The 18,730-nt window shown below is 60.8% G+C and carries 11 protein-coding genes and 3 pseudogenes; 1 reads left to right on the plus strand and 13 read right to left on the minus strand.

The annotated features are described in order from the left end of the window. Positions 1 to 6 precede the first annotated feature (6 nt). From glmS to ABQJ48_RS17465, 7 genes and pseudogenes are all read right to left on the minus strand, one after another. Complete coding sequence (glmS, locus tag ABQJ48_RS17435) at positions 7 to 1,836, minus strand: glutamine--fructose-6-phosphate transaminase (isomerizing) (RefSeq protein ID WP_367839238.1); 1,830 nt, start codon at positions 1,834 to 1,836, stop codon at positions 7 to 9. Between the two features lie 52 nt (positions 1,837 to 1,888). After that, on the minus strand, positions 1,889 to 2,338 hold the full coding sequence (locus ABQJ48_RS17440; protein ID WP_367839239.1) for a hypothetical protein: 450 nt from the start codon (positions 2,336 to 2,338) through the stop codon (positions 1,889 to 1,891). A gap of 14 nt (positions 2,339 to 2,352) precedes the next feature. Beyond that, positions 2,353 to 3,681, minus strand: a complete 1,329-nt coding sequence (gene pgaC / locus ABQJ48_RS17445) for a poly-beta-1,6-N-acetyl-D-glucosamine synthase (RefSeq protein WP_367839240.1) — start codon at positions 3,679 to 3,681, stop codon at positions 2,353 to 2,355. A gap of 57 nt (positions 3,682 to 3,738) precedes the next feature. Further along, positions 3,739 to 5,781: a poly-beta-1,6-N-acetyl-D-glucosamine N-deacetylase PgaB gene (gene pgaB, locus ABQJ48_RS17450; RefSeq protein ID WP_367839241.1), complete on the minus strand. Its 2,043-nt coding sequence runs from the start codon at positions 5,779 to 5,781 to the stop codon at positions 3,739 to 3,741. Positions 5,782 to 5,787: 6 nt separating this feature from the next. Further along, on the minus strand, positions 5,788 to 7,848 hold the full coding sequence (gene pgaA / locus ABQJ48_RS17455; RefSeq protein WP_367839242.1) for a poly-beta-1,6 N-acetyl-D-glucosamine export porin PgaA: 2,061 nt from the start codon (positions 7,846 to 7,848) through the stop codon (positions 5,788 to 5,790). A gap of 944 nt (positions 7,849 to 8,792) precedes the next feature. After that, positions 8,793 to 8,948 (minus strand): annotated as a pseudogene (locus ABQJ48_RS17460) (IS6 family transposase); the annotation flags it as partial. Between the two features lie 21 nt (positions 8,949 to 8,969). Further along, a pseudogene (locus ABQJ48_RS17465) lies at positions 8,970 to 9,103 on the minus strand (IS6 family transposase); the annotation flags it as partial. A 35-nt stretch (positions 9,104 to 9,138) separates the two neighbouring features. Between ABQJ48_RS17465 and ABQJ48_RS17470 the strand changes: the two are divergent. Continuing rightward, positions 9,139 to 9,433 (plus strand): annotated as a pseudogene (locus ABQJ48_RS17470) (Hsp20/alpha crystallin family protein); the annotation flags it as partial. 348 nt (positions 9,434 to 9,781) lie between these two features. Here the strand turns inward: ABQJ48_RS17470 and glyA are convergent. The 6 genes from glyA to ABQJ48_RS17500 all read right to left on the minus strand — a co-directional run bounded on the left by glyA (position 9,782) and on the right by ABQJ48_RS17500 (position 17,676). Then, a complete protein-coding gene (glyA, locus tag ABQJ48_RS17475) occupies positions 9,782 to 11,041 on the minus strand; it encodes a serine hydroxymethyltransferase (protein ID WP_367839244.1) in 1,260 nt (419 codons plus the stop codon). A 79-nt stretch (positions 11,042 to 11,120) separates the two neighbouring features. Then, a complete protein-coding gene (locus ABQJ48_RS17480) occupies positions 11,121 to 12,332 on the minus strand; it encodes a M24 family metallopeptidase (RefSeq protein WP_367839245.1) in 1,212 nt (403 codons plus the stop codon). 226 nt (positions 12,333 to 12,558) lie between these two features. Beyond that, positions 12,559 to 13,569 (minus strand): GlxA family transcriptional regulator, encoded by a 1,011-nt coding sequence (locus ABQJ48_RS17485; RefSeq protein ID WP_367839246.1) that lies wholly within the window; start codon positions 13,567 to 13,569, stop codon positions 12,559 to 12,561. 232 nt (positions 13,570 to 13,801) lie between these two features. Next, positions 13,802 to 15,259: a purine-cytosine permease family protein gene (locus ABQJ48_RS17490; protein ID WP_367839247.1), complete on the minus strand. Its 1,458-nt coding sequence runs from the start codon at positions 15,257 to 15,259 to the stop codon at positions 13,802 to 13,804. A gap of 19 nt (positions 15,260 to 15,278) precedes the next feature. Continuing rightward, the gene (locus ABQJ48_RS17495) at positions 15,279 to 16,076 is read right to left on the minus strand and encodes a creatininase (RefSeq protein ID WP_367839248.1); all 798 of its coding nucleotides are present in this window, start codon (positions 16,074 to 16,076) and stop codon (positions 15,279 to 15,281) included. 667 nt (positions 16,077 to 16,743) lie between these two features. Further along, positions 16,744 to 17,676, minus strand: coding sequence for a methyl-accepting chemotaxis protein (locus ABQJ48_RS17500; RefSeq protein ID WP_367839249.1), 933 nt, complete (start codon positions 17,674 to 17,676; stop codon positions 16,744 to 16,746). Between the last annotated feature and the right edge of the window lie 1,054 nt (positions 17,677 to 18,730).

Raw genomic sequence — 18,730 nt, forward strand, 5'->3', positions numbered from 1 at the left:
CTGGGCTCACTCCACAGTGACGGATTTCGCGAGGTTGCGCGGCTTGTCGACATCGGTGCCGCGCGCACAGGCGGTGTGATATGCGAGCAACTGCAAGGGCACGACATGGACGATTGGCGACAGCGGCCCATAGTGTTCGGGCAGTCTGATCACGCGCATGCCTTCGTCGCTTGCGATCTGCGCATCGGCATCCGCGAACACGAACAGCTGACCACCGCGCGCGCGTACTTCCTGCATGTTCGACTTCAGCTTTTCGATCAGCGCATTGTTCGGCGCAATCGTGATGACGGGCATTTCGTTCGTGACGATCGCGAGCGGCCCATGTTTCAGTTCGCCCGCGGGATATGCCTCGGCATGCACGTACGAGATTTCCTTCATCTTCAGCGCGCCTTCCAGTGCGATCGGATAGTGCACACCGCGGCCGAGAAAGAGCGCATGGTCCTTGCGCGCCAACGCCTGGGCCCACGCGACGATCTGCGGCTCCAGCGCGAGCACGCTGTTCAATGCGGCCGGCAGATGATGCAGTTGCCGCAACGCCGTTGTTTCGTCGACGGCATTCAGGCGATTGCGCTGCTTGGCGAGCGTCAGCGCGAGCACGTAGAGCGCGACCAGTTGCGTCGTGAACGCCTTCGTCGAGGCGACGCCGATTTCCGGTCCCGCGCCGGTCAGGTATTGCAGTTCGGTCTGTCGCATCATCGAGCTATGGGCGACGTTGCAGATCGCGAGCGTATGGTGATGGCCAATCTGCTGCGCGTGCTTGAGCGCCGCCAGCGTGTCGGCTGTCTCGCCCGATTGCGATACGACCACCACCATCGCGCACGGATTGACGACGCTTTCGCGGTAGCGGTATTCGCTCGCCACTTCGACCTGCGTCGGCAAGCCCGCAATCGACTCGATCCAGTGCTTTGCCGTCAACGCGGAGTAATAGCTCGTGCCACACGCGAGCAACAGCAGCGAATCGATCTCGCCGAATGCGCGCTCCGCTTTCGCGCCGAACAGCGCGGGCGTGATCGCCCGCACGCGCTCGGTGGCATCGGCGAGCACATCCGGTTGCTCGAAAATCTCCTTCTGCATGTAGTGGCGATACGGTCCGAGTTCCGCCGCGTAGTGGCTCGCGTGCTGCATTTGTACTTCGCGCCGCACGGTCGCGCCGTCGCGATCGACGATATGCACGCCGTCGCACGACAGCACCGCGACGTCCCCTTCTTCCAGGAAGATGAAATGCTCCGCGGTGCCCGACAGCGCCATCGCGTCCGACGCCAGATAGGTGCCGCGCTCGCCGACGCCGATCACGAGCGGCGAACCGGCACGCGCACCGATCACGCGGTCCGGCTCATTCTTGGCGAACACGGCAATCGCATACGCGCCGCGCAGACGTTGCAACGAGCGTTGCACGGCCGTCAGCAGATCGCCCGACGCGTCCCGTTCCCGCGTGTAGTGAATCAGGTGCGCGATCACTTCCGTGTCGGTATCCGATTCGAACGCGTAGCCGAGCGCCTTCAGTTCGTCGCGCAGTACTTCATGATTTTCGATGATGCCGTTGTGAACCAGCGCGATCTCGTCGCGTGAAAAAATCGGGTGCGCGTTGTCGGTGACGGGCGCGCCGTGCGTCGCCCAGCGTGTATGCGCAACGCCAATCGTGCCCGACAGCCGCGCTTGCTCGATCTGCGTCGCAAGGTTCGCGACTCGCTCGACGCTGCGCACGCGGCGCGGCGCACCTTGCTGCAATACCGCGACACCGCACGAGTCGTAGCCGCGATATTCGAGGCGGCGCAATCCCTCGGTGAGAACCGCGACGACGTCGCGTTGCGCCACTGCTCCTACTATTCCGCACATGGTGGTCTCCGTGGTGCGTTCCGTAATGGTTGTGAGCTTCTGCGCGGCGCCCTCAGGCAGCCTGGCGCTCGAATTCGGGCATCGATACGACGTGCGAGATGATGCCGTCGTCGTCGTGATAGGCGACGAGGCAGCGGCCCGCTTCCCCGACGTCGATATCGCGCGTCGTATGATGCGGTGCGTCGGCGCTGACCGGCATACGGCGCACGCGGTTGCTGTTCATCACGTCCATCTGGCGGCCGAGGGTCCAAAGAACCATCGTCGCCGCGACGGCCGTTATGCCGGCGATGCCGGGCATGAACGCGTCGAGCGACAACTCTTCGGCACTTGCATTGGTAAGACACCAGCGGATATAGGCGGCCGCCAGCAGCCACGTGCACAGCACGAGCGCCGGCCGTACGATGCGATACCACGCGACGGAGCGCAATGCCTTGTGCTTGCTCGATTCTGTCGCGAACTGAGCGACGGACTGCTTCGAGACATCGATGATCGGGAAGTTCATGGTGTGTTCTCTTCTCAGGGATGTTGAGCGGATTGCGTGACGTCGAGCGAGGCGCCGAACTGCGGCGCTGCGACTAACCCCGTGGATGAATCGGCCGTCACGGCGCCGCTCGAGCGGATGCCGCGATCGGGACTGACCCAGCGGGCGCGCTTGCGGCGCCGCTGGATGACGACGCCGGGCAATGCGATGACCGACGCAATCATGCTGATGGCCCAGAATGCGGCCGGATACCAGATGGTGTCGATGAAATAGCGCATCAGGTTCTTGTCGTAGCGCCGGTCGATCAGACAGCCAAGCAGGATCTGCGCGCAGCACGTGGCGAACAACAGCACGCCCGTGCCACGGGGAACGAACGCGAAGCGCCACGTTTCAGGCAACATCAACATCGCAGTAGCCGCCATCATCACGAGCGTGAACAGCATGCAGTACGCCCATACGATGCTGACTGCGTATTCGAGGAAGATCGGCCACATCATCATGTTGCTACGGGACAGCATGGCGCCCGCATACTTGAACAACACCTGAATGCCGCCCTTCGCCCAGCGCAGACGCTGCTTGTAGAGGCCGCGGAGCGTCTCCGGCATCAGGATCCAGCTGAGTGCGCGCGATTCGAAATGCACCTGCCAGCCTTGCACCTGAAGCTTCCAGCTGATGTCGATGTCTTCCGTCAGCATGTCGGAACTCCAGTAGCCGACTTCCTGCAACGCGCGCTTGCGGAACATCGACACGACGCCCGAGACCGTCAGCAAACGCCCATACATATGCTGAGTGCGCTTGATGAGGCCGACGATCGAAGAGAACTCTCCCACCTGCATGCGGCCCAGCAGCGATGAACGCGTGCGGATGCGCGGGTTGCCCGTCACCGCGCCAACCGACGCGTCGTCGATGAAGTGGTGCAGCATCCAGCCGATCGCTTCCTTGTCGAGCAGGGAGTCGCCGTCGATGCACATCAGGTACTCGGCATCGCTCAGCATCGCAGCCGTCGTGAGGCCGATCGCCTTGCCCTCGTTCTGGTGTTGATGCACGACCACCAGCTTTGGATAGAGGCTGACCAGTTCGTTGAGGATCTCGCCCGTTTGGTCACGGCTGCCGTCGTTGATCGCGATGACGTTGTAGTTCGGATAGTTGAGCTGATCCAGACACGCGATCACCTCGCGCACGTTGTCCGCTTCGTTATAGCAAGGCACCACCACCGACACTTTCGGATAGGACGGCAGCGGTCCCGCCGTATGCTGGCCCGCGTCCTTATGTTCGATCAGCAGATAGTGCAGCAGTCCGCCCACCATCCACAGATACGCCATCAAAAGCGGATAGTAAAAGACGAAGTTCGATATGACGCTCATTACATTCTTCATTTTTGTCCCCTAGCGTGGGTTTTGCGTGACGGTCTCACCCGACGCTCAACCCAACATCCCCTGGTTCGATCGCAGCGTGCTTTGCACCGACATCACGTCGCGCAACACGGTGGTGTCCGGCCGGTTGGCGAGGAAGTCATCGGGCCCGTAGCCCAGATGCACGACACCCGCCGCATTGAGCCGCTTCATCTGCGCGCGCAGCACGGCCGCTTCGACGGCGTGTTGCGTCTCATGGTTGACGGCCGGCAACTCGAACACCGTCTTCGCCAGTGCGCCCGGCTGCTTCCTCACTGCCTTCGTCAGCCCGTCGAGCCATGCATCGTCCGGTCGTGCACCAACAGCGCCAGGCGCCGCGACCAGTGCGACGAAGTCGTAATTCGCGACCGCCGACCCGAGGCTCTGCGAAAAGTTGCGCTCGGCGTTCGCATCGAACACGGCCTCTGCGAGCAACGTGCGCGCGGTCAGCACGTTGCCGCCGCCCTGATAGGCGCGCACGCGCTCGGCGAGCTGGTTGGTGAACGCATTCAGATACGCGGTCTTGCCGCCGGCCCAGCGCTGCATCAGTTCGTCCGATGCGTGGATCTGCGCGATGTCGGCAGGCAGGCCCCACGACCGGTAGACGGCAAGCGCCGCAGCGCTTGTGTCTTCGTAGGCGTTGAGCGTCGCATCCGGGCCGAACACGACGCCGTTGAAGCTCGCATAGCGCGTGAGGTCGTCGTACAGGTCCTGAATCACGGCGCGCGCGACGGGGTCGAATGGGCTGAGGCGCGGCATGCGCGCGTCGCGCGCGGCATCGGGGCTGCCGGCCGCCACCTCGACGAGACGACCCGCCGCCGGATGCAGCGACGGCAGTGCGAATGCGAGCAGCGGCATGCGGGCGTAGACCTGTACGCCAGCGCGCGTAATCAGTTGCCACGCGGTGCGGTTGAACAGATCGGCGCGCATCGGCAGATGGCGGTTCGGGAAGTACATCGCGCGCGCAACCCCCGTGTTGTCCGGATCCGAATACGCGTTCAGGTACACCGACTTCGGTTCGAGATCCTTGATGCGGTCGAGCAGCCGCCCGAGCTTCTCCTCGCTTTTGCTCGGGTCCGGGTCGTACATCTCGTCGAGCGATACGTTGACGACGCGCTCCACCGGGTTGTGCTCGCCGCGATACGCCTGCGACGAACGCATCTGCGCGATCAGCGTGCCGACGTCCCAGTCATACGACACGAGCAGACGCCGGATCTGCGTGAGCGGCACGTCGGGCGTGTTCGGACCGTCGTCGAGCGTGAAGTGCACGGCCATGCCGAGCGCCTGCGAGGCCTTGATCAGCGCGGCGTTGTACATGCCGTACGGCCATACCGCGGAGCGCACGGTGACGCCCGTGTTCTGCCTGATCAGATCGACGCTGCGCTGCAGGTCGCCCTGCACGCGTGCGTGGTATTCGTCGTCGGTTTCGTAGCGTTTCAGATCGGCGAGATACAGATGCGCGCTGGCGGCTGGCAGCTCGTTGCCCTGCGGATTCGCAAGCGCGCCGTGGTGCATGTCATGCGTGTGCGAGGCGATTTCGACGAGACCCGATTGCGCCATTTCCCGCAGGTCGTCCCAGCTCATGAAGTAGTCAGGTGGCATCACGGACTTATGGCTGATCCGCACCCCCTGGCCGGCCGGCGTATCGGTCCAGCGCGTCACGACGCCGACAAGCGCCGGATAGCCGTATTCCTGCAACAGCGGGAAAGCGCGCGTGTACTGGCTTTTATAGGCATCGTCGAAAGTGAGCAGCACGGCGCGTGGCGGCAGGCGCGGGCCGCCGTTGCGCGACGCGACGATCTGATCGACGCTGACGGGGCGGAAGTCTTTCGCCTTCAGCCACGCGAAGATCGTGCTGAGCGTCGCGGTGCTGATCGCGCAGGTGTCGGCGACCGTCGACACATCCGCGTGAAGGTCGTCGCGCACGTCGTGAATCGCGAGCACGCGGAACGTGAGACCGTCGTCAGCGTCCGGCGGGGGCAAACGGTCGAGCGCGAGGCGTGCCTGCGCAGCGGGAACCGCGGCGAGCCCGGCGGCGAAAGCAAGAAAGCGTCTGCGATTGAGCTTGTCCATGATGGCCTACAGAGGAATGTTCAGGTTCAGGTAGATGAGCTTGCTGATCTCGCGCGAGCGGTCCATGCTCTGGCTCGATACACCGATGCCGTATGCGAGCGATGCGTGCGCGCTGAACTGCCACTGCTGTTCGAGGCGGACCTCCCACAATATGCTGTTGCCGATGTCGGTCTGCCGGTAGCCGCCGACCGTCGCATACGCGCGGTTCGCCAGCGACTGGTCCGCGTTGCGCCACGAGGTCCACTGGTACATCGCGGTGACCTGCGCGGTCAGGTCGCGATGCGGATTGAAGTACGCTGTGTTCGCGAGCGTGTTGCTGCTCGTGTTCAGTTCGACCCAGGTTGCGACGAGGTGGCTTGGCGTGTTGATCAGGCGCTCGTACCACGTCGCCACCCACGCCTGGTTCAGGTTCGAGTCGCTGTAGCGCGAGGCGCCGTAGCTCAGTTCGAAGTAGCGGTAATCGTCGACGCGGTAGCGAACTTCGCCCGTCGCCGCGCGGCCCGTCACGCCCGCCTGATAGGCCTTCCACGGCAGCGTATTGACGTTGCTGTCGACGCCCGCCGAGAATTTCCAGTGGTCATCGGGCTCGAAGCTCAGGCTGCCGGCGCCGCCCGTCTTCGCTTGCGGTCCCGTCGAGTGGTTCACTTCGGCGGCGGCGTCGATGCCATGAAACCGGAAGTCGCCGCCGATGCCGTTGCGAATGCGGCTCACGCTGGTGCCGTCGCCCGTGTTCGCTCGTCCGCTGAACTGATGCGCGAAGACGCGCCAGTAGTCCGCGATCGGCATCGAATAGAGCTGGGTATCGATGCCCCAGTCTTCGTCTGCGATGACCGAGTTGCCCTTCTGCCCGTTCGCCGCGACGATCAACTGCGGGCTCTTGTACGCCTCGAAGTCGCGTTGAAACGTCTTCACCGTGTTGTTGTCGGGAAAACGATCGCCGAAGGTTGCGTTGATTTCCGCTGCCCGGTCATACTGGTTCAGTTGCAACGAGGTCTGGCCGAGGCCGGCGAGCGTTTCGACGTCGCCGGGGTGATCGACGAGCGTGCCTGCGTAACTTTTCTCGGCTTCATGCGGACGTTGCTGCACGAGCGATGCATCCGAGCGCGCACTGATCAATGCGGGATCGAACGGCGCGTCGTGGCGCAATTCATCGAGCGCCGCCACGCCTTCGCGCGTGCGGTCCGTGTAGAGCAGGTACTGCGCCTGAAGCTTTTTCACGCGGCCGTAGTCTTCGTTGACGTCTTCCGGATGCTCGGCCAGGTCCGCGCGAATCGGCGTGCTCGCCGCGATTGATTTCAGCAGTTGCCGTGCGTTCTCGTAACGGCCCGAGTCGAGGTACGCAAAGAAGAGGCCTTCCTCCACGTCGATCCGCTTGAGCGCGTGCGGTTCGAGCGACGGCACCAGCGGCGCGACGGGCGTCTGCAATGCGCGCTCATAAGCGGGCGCGGCCTTGCGCGGCTGGTCGAGATACGTGTATGCGTCGCCTGCTGCAGCATAGGTATGGGCGGGCATCGGTTCCGCGGAGCGCGCCAGGTCCTCGTACAACGCGGTCGCTTCCTTCATCCGGCCGAGGCCTTGCAGTGCCGCGACACGTTCGACGAGCACGGAACGGCGCACGTCCGCGTAGTCGTCGCCGGCCGGAATGCGGCCGAGCATGTCGTCGATGTGCTTAAGCGCGGTTCGGCTTTGCGCAAGACGGTCGGGCTCGTCCGTCGCGAGCGCCTGCTGACGTCCCCAATGCACTTCCGTTTCGACGACGAGCGCTTCGATCTGCAGCAGGTCGTGTGCGGAGAACGCATCCGCACTGACGCGCGCCTCCCGCAATGCAAGCTGCGGCGCGCCCTCCCCGGCTTCGTTGAAAATACGAGTGCGAAGCTGGTCGCGTTCGGACACGACTTTGCCTTCAGCAACCGTGTCTTTCGTTGCGGTCCCTTCTGCAATGTTCTCCTGTGCCTCGGACGCAGTGGCCGGCTGCGCAGCGCAGTAGTCGCGCATCAGCAGCATCAGCAGCAGGGCTGCGGCCTTGACTGCGGCGTGCTTGCGTCGGCTAGAGCGAATAGTTTTCATGGTCCCTCGTTTGTCGATGCCGACGGTCAGTCAAAACGAGTCCTTGCGCCATGCAAATGACGCATGGAGGTGCATTAAGGGCCTCGAGCTCTGGCGTGCGGCGTGGAGTTCAGCGTCTTGTACGTCATCCGGTCACCCCCGATACGCATTGACCGGTACATCTGGGCGGCGAGGCTTCTAGCGAAGTCCGTGCCAGGAGGCGCCAGAGCCTTTCGGGTCAACGATCGACGGGAAAAAATGCTGCAGCGCATCCGCAAAGCGGCAAATACGTTGCGTCGCTGAACTCCCCAATCCTCGTTATCGGCACGATTAAGTGGCGAAAAGACGGACTCGCTCGATGCATGTGTCATGCGCAGCAATGGTCCTGCTTGTGCATTGCAATAGAGGTCCTAATTGATTCAAACTTGATACAGCGCGCAACTCATGCGTCGATGCGCAATGCGCGACGCGAAAACGCTGCATCGCCTGGAGGCCCCGCGTGGCGGGCAGAAAAAGCCGGAAAAGTGCGAAAGAATCCTGCTGGACCGCCTTGTTGCACACGTGGCACCACGCTTGTAGCGCCCGCTTCGCAGCACGCGTACACATGTGGGCGAACGCACAGAGCGAAGTTGTGCGCGCTGTGTATCGTCTCGCTGCGGAAGACAGAAGAGAACGACGTCGACACGCTAAGCGATGCCAGAGGACGTGGCTCCCACGGTGAAAATGGCACGGGCGAATCGGTTGCAGTGCCGGGCTTTTGCCGCGATAGGTTTGAGGAGCAGGCGAGATCGCTATGCGAAGTACTGCTTATGTTGCGAGCACGCGGAATCGATCAGCGGCAGACGAATGGCTTCCGCGATCACATTTCAAAGCCCTTGTGGCGATAAGAATGGCAAGGCAATGCACTTCTGATGGCTCTGGCGCAGATAATTCGTCCGGGCGATCTGCTGTCTATAAACAGGATCTTATTGAACCGACAGGACCACACTCCACACAGCCGGCGCAGTAGTGTCTTTTAGTCGCAAGCCGGCAAGGTTAAATTCCCCCTTGCGAATGCAATGCATCAATTCGATGCCTGCGAGCGTGATCGCGGCGCTACTGAAACGTTTCAAGCCGAGCATGACCTCGCCTGGAACTAGATGTTGCGAAAATATTGGCTCAAGCTGGCGCAGGCTCAGCGGATGGCCACATACCACCGCACGCACATCAGGATTGCATCCAACGGATAGTGAAGACGTTTGAGCACCTTGCTCACGGCGGCGTTTCGCGTCTTCATCGTCGGTTACATCGTTCGTTTCAAGGACGCTCACCATAGCAGATCGTCGTACGGCGACAGAGTCAGATGATACGGCGGTGGTCCGCCACGAATACGACCGGTCACAACGCCGGATTACGCTAACGCCGCCCGTGGACATCTTCGAGGATGCCACGGCGTCACGGTGTGGGCGGATCTGCCGGGCGTGACAGAGGACCGGCTCGACGTGAAGGTCCACGATGCCAACCTGTACATCGAGGCCGGCGAGGTGGTACCCACGCCGCAGGAGCTGCGCCTGCAGCACGCGAGATCCGCCAGCCTCGCTTCGCGCGGGCGCTCTCTCTTGGTTCAAGACGCTCGCCTATACGATGATCAACCTGCACCACGACTGCTGAGCGTCATCGCAGCGCACCCAGTTCATGGATGGCGAAGCACGCCATGAACTGTCGCGCCATGGCGATTTGCATTCCTGACTATATTGTCCTCTACGACAACCCGATAGCCGCCATTTTTCGCAACGATCCATACTGCTTCGCAGGCTCGCGAATGTCGCTGCCATCCTGCGAGCCGGAAAGCCGCGAAACTAGCAACCCGTTGCAGCGAGCGGTCTCAACGGAAGGAGGAAATTGGAAATTGGTCGGCGTTCATCCCCGCACCGAGACGAGCCGTTCAAATACCCGGCTCTCATTCACAGCGCGCTCAGAAACCCACATACACCGGAAAGCGTGCGCACAGCCCCGACACCTGTTCGCGAACGCGATTTTCGATCTGTGGATCACCGAGGTTGTCGAGCACGTCGCAGATCAGCGTGGCCGTCAGCGCCGCATCCGCTTCGCCGAATCCGCGAGTCGTGATGGCCGGTGTGCCGATGCGGATGCCACTCGTCACGAACGGCGACTGCGGATCGTTCGGCACCGTATTCTTGTTGACCGTAATGTGCGCACGACCGAGCGCGGCGTCTGCATCCTTTCCCGTAATGCCTTTCGCGATCAGGCTCACGAGGAAAAGATGATCGTCTGTCCCGTTCGACACGACGTCGTAGCCGCGTTCGTTGAATACGACCACCATGGCTCGCGCATTGGCCAGCGTCGCCTGCTGATAAGCCTTGAATTCAGCACCCGACGCTTCCTTGAATGCCACCGCCTTGGCCGCGATGACATGCATCAGCGGCCCGCCTTGCGTGCCGGGAAATACCATTGAACTCAGCTTCTTTTCGATCGCCTCGTTGGCCCTGGCGAGGATCAGGCCGCCGCGCGGACCGCGTAGCGTCTTGTGCGTAGTGGTCGTGACGACGTCGGCGAATGGCAACGGATTCGGATACAGACCGGCAGCGACGAGTCCCGCCACATGCGCCATATCGACAAACAGATAGGCGTTCACGCGATCCGCAATCTCACGAAAACGCGCGAAATCCAGCACACGCGAATAAGCGGAAAAACCCGCCACGATCATTTTCGGCCGATGCTCGAGCGCCAGGCGCTCGATCTCGTCATAGTCGATCAGACCGGTCTGCGGATCCACGCCGTACTGTACTGCGTTGTAAAGCTTGCCCGAGAACGACACTTTCGCGCCGTGCGTGAGGTGGCCGCCGTGCGCCAGACTCATGCCGAGGATCGTGTCGCCCGGCGCGAGCAGCGCGAGGTAGACCGCGGCGTTGGCCTGTGAACCGCTATGCGGCTGCACGTTCGCATAGTCGGCGCCGAACAGCTGTCTCGCCCGCTCGATTGCCAGCGACTCGACCACATCGACGTGTTCACACCCGCCGTAGTAACGCTTGCCCGGATATCCCTCAGCGTATTTGTTCGTGAGCACGGAACCTTGCGCCTCGAGCACACGCGGGCTCGCGTAATTTTCCGACGCGATCAGTTCGATATGCGCTTCCTGACGCTGGCGTTCGAGGCGCATCGCGTCGGACAACTCCGGATCAAAGCCGGCGATGGTCTGTTCTTTCGAAAACATTGAAACGTCTCCAACAACGTGTTTATGCCTGCGGCCGCAGCCGCAGGATCGGGTCGCGATTGGTCCGGTCCAGGCTGCGTCAGCCCTTGATGATGTTGTGCTCGGGACCGTAAGCGAAACCGGTGATGTTGGTTGCGCCCTTCTCGCCGACCACCAGGATGTCGTGCTCCCGATAACCACCCGCACCCGGCAGCCCTTGCGGCAGCATGATCATCGGTTCCATCGAGACGACCATGTTCGGTTCGAGCACCGTGTCGATGTCTTCACGCAGTTCCAGGCCCGCTTCGCGGCCGTAATAGTGCGAGAGCACGCCGAACGAGTGGCCGTAACCGAACGTGCGGTATTGCAGCAGGTTGTACTCCGCGTAAATCCGGTTCAGCTCGTGAGCGATATCGCTGCAGCGTGCCCCCGGTTTAATGAGTTTCAGTCCGGCTTCATGCACTTCGACGTTGACCTTCCACAAACGCAAGTGCTCGTCCGAGCAGTGATCGAAGAACATCGTGCGCTCGAGCGCCGTGTAGTAGCCGGCAATCATCGAAAAGCAGTTCAGGCTCAGGATGTCGCCCTTTTGCACCTTGCGCGTGGTGACCGGATTGTGGGCGCCGTCCGTGTTGATACCTGACTGGAACCACGTCCACGTGTCCATCAGTTCCGAATGGGGGAAACGTTTTGCAATCTCGCGCACCATCGCCTGGGTCGAGGCCAGGGCCACTTCGTGTTCCGGCACGCCCTCATGCACCGCTGCCGCCAGCGCGGCGCCACCCACATCGCACACATTGGCGCCATGCTTGATGACTTCGATTTCCTCGGCGGACTTGATCATGCGCATGCGCATGGTCGGTGCGCCGATATCGACGAATTGCACCGATGGCAGCGCCGCTTTGAGCTTCTCGAGCACGTCCACCGGCACGTGATCGAACTCGATGCCGACCCGCCCTTTATTGTCTATTTCCTGTGCCACGGCGCGAAAGAAGTTGTCGCGCTGCCAGTCGGTATAGACCACGTTATAGTCGCCGACCGTGCGGCGCCACGGCTGCCCGCCGTCGATATTGGCCGAGATCGAGACCACCTTTCCGGGGGTCACCACCAATCCATACTTGCGGCCAAACGAGCAATACAGAAAGTCCGCGTAGTAGTTGATGTTGTGATACGACGTGAACAGCACGGCGTCGATATTCTCGTTGGCCATCAATGCGCGCAGCTTGCCTTGACGGTTCGCGTATTCCGCGTCGGAGAAGGTGTGCTTCACCTTTTCGCCGTTCTCGATCCGAATCAGATTTTCCAGTTTCATGCGCTCGCTCCTTTGTCAAAGAATCCAACAGGTGTGAGCAATAGTAGAAGTTCGCCGGTTTGGAACATTTCCTGAAGCGACACCATGTTCCGTGATTTCGACATCGAGGGTTTACCACTGCATGCGCTTCGGCTGTCGGATCGATGCATGGGGCAGACGTACTCGTCCACGCGCAGCAATGGCGCGCAGTGCTTCCAGACTGGAAAAAAGCCCCGGGCGGTGTGCTTTAAAGCGCGTTCTGATAACGCCGTCGATCGGCCATCGGCGATATGTTGAACTGGGCCTTATAACGCGTTGCGAAGTGAGTCGTCGAGGTGAAGCCGGTTTGCGAACAGACTTCTTCGAGTGGCTTACCCGTGCGGTAGAGCAGCTGCCGGGCGCGCAGCAGGCGAATCTCCAGATAGGCCTGAGCCGGCGTTTTGCCGGTCCGCTCGCTGAACCATCGCTCGAGCTGGCGTTGCGAGACGCCCAGAAACGAAGCCACTTCCACCATGGAAAGCGGCTCCTCGACGTTGCTTTCCATGATCTGCAGCGCCTCGTCGAGCTTCACGTGCTCGGCGCCCATGTATTGACGCAGCGATGTGCGCTGCTGTTGCTCATGACTGCGCCGTTCCGCAACCAGCAACTCCAGCACGCGCGCGGCAAGCGAGCGGCTGCCGGGTGGCATCCCCAGCAGTTGGATCATCAGGTCCAGCGGCGCGACTCCGCCGCTGCAGGTATAGCGATCCCGGTCTACTTCATACAGGCGATTGGACACGATCAGCTTCGGGAATTGGCCCATCAGAACGTCCTGATCCTCCCAGTGAATCGTGCACCGGTAGCCGTTCAGTAAACCGGCACGGGCCAGAAAGTAGCTACCCGTGTCAAGGCCGCCCAGCGCCGTGCCGCTGCGCGCATGCAGACGCAGCCAGTCGAGCACCGCGCCGGTGCCCTTGCGCGGAATCGGATTGGGACCCACTACGAAGAGGGCATCGAATGCGCCGGAGTCGTCGATCGTCGCATCCGGCAGAACGCGGATGCCGTCGCTCGATTTGACACAGTCTCCTCCTGCGCTAATCAGTTGGTAGTCGTAGACCCGGCGCCCAATGATCATGTTGGCGATCCGCAAAGGATCGACCGCGGCACCGAGTGCGATCAACGAGAAATTGTCGAGCAGCAAAAAACCATACTTTCTGACGCTCAGATCATGAAGTCCGTCAGCGCGAGGATGTTCGAGTTTGATAGGGTTGGTTGACATCGGTGATCTTTTGACCTGAACGATCCAGTTGAGCTGCAGCCCACTGCGCAACCATTGCTTGGGTGGACGGATTCCTCGCATGCTACCCCCAGCATGCTGTCATTTCCAGTGAGGTCTCTCTCGCTGTGGTCGATGAAGTCGATCAAGGCGTGGAAAAAAACCCGCGCTTCTCAACGGCATTCGAGTGGCGTTGAGAAGCGCGGGAAACCGGACGATTCGGTCCTGCTCCAGTTCAGCTCGCCGCCTGGGCAACCGCATCCGCCGTGGCGCGGAAGTGTTGGCTGCGCCGCGCCATCGTGAAGTAGGTCACGCCTGCAGCAACCAGGCCGAACTCAAAGCTAAGATCGCCCCACCCGAGGTAATCGCGCATCAACGGGCTGACGAAGGTCGGCGAATTGGAGAACAAGAGCGACGCTACGATTCCGGTCAGCAGCGCAATGACACCCGGCCAGAAGATTCCACCGTCGTACCAGTACGCGCCGCTGCCCCACTTCATCCAGGCATCCGCCTGATATCGGCCACGCCGCATGAAGTAATCGACTATCACGATGGCGGCCCACGGCGCTGTCCAGAAGACCATGTAGTTCAGGAACACTTGATACATGTCGAAGAACTGTCCGTAGAACACCGTCACCACACGAAAACAGAGCGTGAACAGGGCAATGATGGTCAGCGACGTAATCCGGTTAATCGGAATGCGCAGCGCAAGCAAACCCAATCCGGCCGTATAGCCGTTGGGCACATTCGCCGCTATGCCGCCGAGAATAATCGAAAACAGCAGCGGCACGATGAACCACGTCGGCAGAAATCTGCCAAGCTGGCCGACGGGGTCATCGCCGAGTGTGCCGCCCAGCGCGGTGGCAAACAGCACGCCGATCACTTCACAGAACATCAGCGCGACGAACTGCCCGCCGCCAGCGGCGAGCGCGATCTTTTTCCAGCTGGTTTCCGCAGGGAAATAGCGACTGTAGTCGGACGCGAAGTTTGCCCAACCGATCGGATAGGAAAAGATAATCCCCATTGCGATCAGCCACGTACTGATGGAACCGCCGCCGTGGTTGATGGCTGACACCATGGCGAAGCTCGTGTGCGGCAACACGAATGCCGCCAGTCCGCCAAACAGCACGGCGAGTACGACCGCAATCCATTTCTCGGCAGCGATGATAGTCGCGTGACCGAAGATGGCCAGTAAGATCTCTGCGGCCAGAATGATTGCGAGCGAAATCCAGACCACCGCATGACTGTGCAATCCGCCCATTTTCAGCAAGGTCTCGAGCGCCTGCGTTGCGACCACCGAGTTGATCGAAAACCAGCTGAGCGCCGACACCAGGCTGACAGCCTTCGGCAGGAACGAACCCAACTGCCCGAAAGAACTGCGCGACGTCATGATGCCGGAGGTGCCCGTACGTGGCCCCATGATCGTGGTCAGACCCAGCACGAGACAGCCGAACAGATTGCCGACCAAAATCGCCCCGAGCGCCTGCCACAGCGACAGACCCTGGGACAGCGCCAATGCGCCCGTCACGACCACCACGTAGTTGGTGTTCGCACCGATCCACATTTTGAACAACTCGGCCGGTGTGCCGTGCCGGTCGTTCAAAGGGATCGGGTCGATCGCATGTTGTTCGATGCTCCACGCTTTGTCGGCTGCAACTTCGGCGCGCCCATCATAGCTATCGTAGGTTTGCATGACTTTCCCTCGTCGAATTTCAAGTGCGCCGCGCGTTGGCGCGCGCATCGTAAGCGGCGCAAAGTGCGCGCGAGATCCCTTCAACACAGACCTCGAACAGCAACGCGCCCTTCTCCGCGGACGCGGCCGCAGCCGATGACAGGCAGCCGGAAGCCGGCGTCCACTCCGCAATCGGCGGAAAGACGTCATAAGGCTCGAAGCTCGCGGCCGCATGCTTGGGCACACAGGACATGTCGACCAGATGTGGATGCAGATGCAGCATCAGCGACGTCTCCAATATGCCGCCGTGCTCCACGGCCCAGCCCGGAAAACCGTCCGGATAGATTCGCGCGATCGTTTCTTCCGTAACGAAGTCCCAATACGAAAGCATCACAACCTGAAAGTCGTGAATACCCTCCCAGCGCAGTTCGCGAATCGCCAGATCGACGCCTTCAACGGCGAACATCGAATTTTCATAATGTCCGTTGACAAGGCAGATCTTCCGCGCGCCGTGACGAGCGAACTCTCTCAGCACGTCCTTGACCGTCAGCGACAGCGTATGACCGTCCAGACTGGTGGTGCCGCACAGATGATTCCCACCGCCGCTCTTTTGCTGCGACTTGTAGCCGTACGCAATGGGAGGCGCCACCAGCGCACCAATTGCCTGTGCTACTGAAACCGAAACGGCGCTGGGTAACAGAACGTCCGGGTTCATCGACATATGAGGTCCGTGCTGCTCCAGCGCCCCAATCGGAATCAGAATGGGCTGCCCTTCCTCTTTGACGCGCCGCGCGTATTCCGGCCATGCCAGCTCGCCTATTGCTACACTCTTTGCCATGTCGATCTCCTCCTTGCCTGTTGTTTCTATCCATTTCGCTATGACCGAGCGAAGCCTGGCCCCGACTCATCCTAGATGCCTAAAAATCAGCGAAAATTTCTCGCCACGACAAATCGCTTCGTTTTTTCGACATGCGGGCGGGCATGACAAACGGCTTCGAGCATCGATAAAAAGTAGTCGCGGCAAATTGTTGCGCCTGGAAATGCGTGCTCCCGTTGCGGCAGAAAGTGACGACCTCTTGCTGCGTACGTTTGCGAGGAAATCCAGTAGCTGTGGCCGAATGGTAGAAGCTTGGCGAACCAGAAAATTATCCGCTGCGTCAGGACGCTTCCTGTTTTCGACATGCAGGGTATACACTGTCTTGAACGATACTTAGGATGCCTAACGATATGAGGAATGTCTCTCGGGAGAATGACATGCACGCGGCTGACTTTGACTGTGTTGCACGTGGACTTAAGCGTTCACGATGTCCGTGCGCGAAGCGACTGCTGCGCTACCGTGCAGTGAGGCTTCGACTTCCTGGCGACGCACGCCGCGCGATTTAGATACGCAGCGGGCAAGCTCGGGCCACTTCGGTCCGAGGGGTTCGGAGGCAATCCTGGTTTCATGCTGCCATCGGCCAGCGAAGGCGGGACCGCCCCGCCGTCTCGCTAACCTGCGGCGCGGATCAATTCGCCAAGGTGAACAACGCGACGATCTGACGTAACCGGGCCGCCTGGTCCTGCAACGACTCCGTGGCCGCAGCTCCCTGTTCCACAAGGGCCGCGTTCTGTTGTGTGACGCCATCCATCTGCGCAACGGCTCGCCCGATTTCGTCGATTCCTCGGCTCTGCTCCTCGGAGGCGGCCGCAATCTCGCCCACCAGGTCCGACACCTGCCTGATTACTGTCCTCACCTGGGCTACCGTGTCGCTCACGCCGACCGCCTGCGTGAGACTCTGGTCAACCGTCGCAACCGACGCGTCGATCAGCGTCTTGATTTCCTTGGCCGCCGCCGACGACCGCTGAGCAAGGCTTCGCACTTCGCCCGCGACGACGGCGAAGCCGCGACCGTCTTCGCCCGCGCGGGCCGCTTCGACAGCGGCATTCAACGCCAGGATATTGGTCTGAAATGCAATCCCCTCGATCAGACCATTGATCTCAGCGATCTTCACTGAACTTCGGCTGATCTGCTCGATGGTCGTCACCATGGCGTCGACCGCTTCGTCGCCGGAATCGGCCATGCCGGAAGCGCTCATGGCGAGGCTACTGGCCTCGCGGGCGTTCATCGTGTTTTGTCTTACCGTCTGCGTCAGTTCGAGCATGCTTGCCGCCGTTTCTTCCAGCGAGGCTGCCTGCTGTTGGGTGCGCGATGAGAGATCGTGGTTCCCAGCGGCGATCTGGCTCGTGGCGGTGGCGACGAAGTCGGTGGATTGATGCACTGATACGACAGTTTCTTCTATGCGGCTGATTAGCTTGTCGAACGCTACAGCAGCGTCGCCAAACTCGTCCATGCGCGGGCTTGCCGAGCGCTTGGACAAGTCTAGCGAATCCGCGAGCTCTTCGAACTTCCGCGTCATCCGCACCATGCCGCCGCAAACGATGCCAAGCAAACTCATCATGCCATAAGCCGCCACCGCGATCACTAATGCGGAACTCGCAAGCTGAACTTGCAAGAGTGTTCGCAGCGACACAGGGATGCCGGCGTTCGATTTCGATAGCACAGCAATACCGCACAGAAAGCAGATCGCCGAGAGAAAGACGCATGCACCCGATATCGCAAGAATTCTGATTCGAATGGTGAGGGTCGACTTTGACATACAGTGCTTTTGTTTCCAGCTGGTGTGTGTAAGGGAGGCGTCGAAAATCGGAATAGAAGGCGCGGCGTAGAGTCAATTCGCCAAACAGACTACAGTTGCTTTTCCATTGGTGGGCGCATGGTCGAAATAATGAGCCGCACTCCCGACAAGTCGGCAATGGTCTTATGTGCTTTGCTACAGTTGTAAAGCCCGCTGACTCGGACGCTGTAAAGCTCTCTTGAACACCCGAAAACTCCGCCCCCTTTTGGCAGTCCAACGGTTAAGGCGCGGCGCTGCGATCTCCACCGGTTCGACACCGGGCGACATTTGAGACTTTTTTGACGAACAAATCAGGGACCCTCGTACAGCGGACCGGACGGGGTGCTGGGCCCGCGATCAATACCTCGTTGATGGAGCGGAAGAGGCGCGGAATCCATCAGGGGCAAGGCGTCGAAAAGCTTGTTCTTAAGTGTCTCCGTGAGCATGGTATCGTCCCGCTTTCAATTGTATTTGTCTGAAACCCGACGCAGCATACGAGACTCAGGTTTGCTTCGTCCAATACCTATTGAGTCTGCACCTATACCGTCGAAGCATACAGCAAGTCCATGCACTTTCTGCTGCTTTTCCCGGTAGCCTGCGTGACCGGTGTGCAAAGCTGGCCGGCAGGGTTCATGACGATCATACTGGCGGGCGTTCCGTCCTCAACCAGCGATGATCGTTTCCATCGGCGGTATCCAGCCCGCTCATTTTACGGACGGAAACAGTTTCCAGACGAAGCGCCGCGCCCCGGAACATGAATTAAGAGCGTTCTTTACGTCGGGGGCGCCAAGCCAAAACTCGCGTCCGGTCACAAAGACAACCGCGCTGCGCAAAACGA

The organism is Paraburkholderia suaedae (assembly GCF_040812055.1).
Taxonomy (GTDB): Bacteria; Pseudomonadota; Gammaproteobacteria; order Burkholderiales; family Burkholderiaceae; genus Paraburkholderia.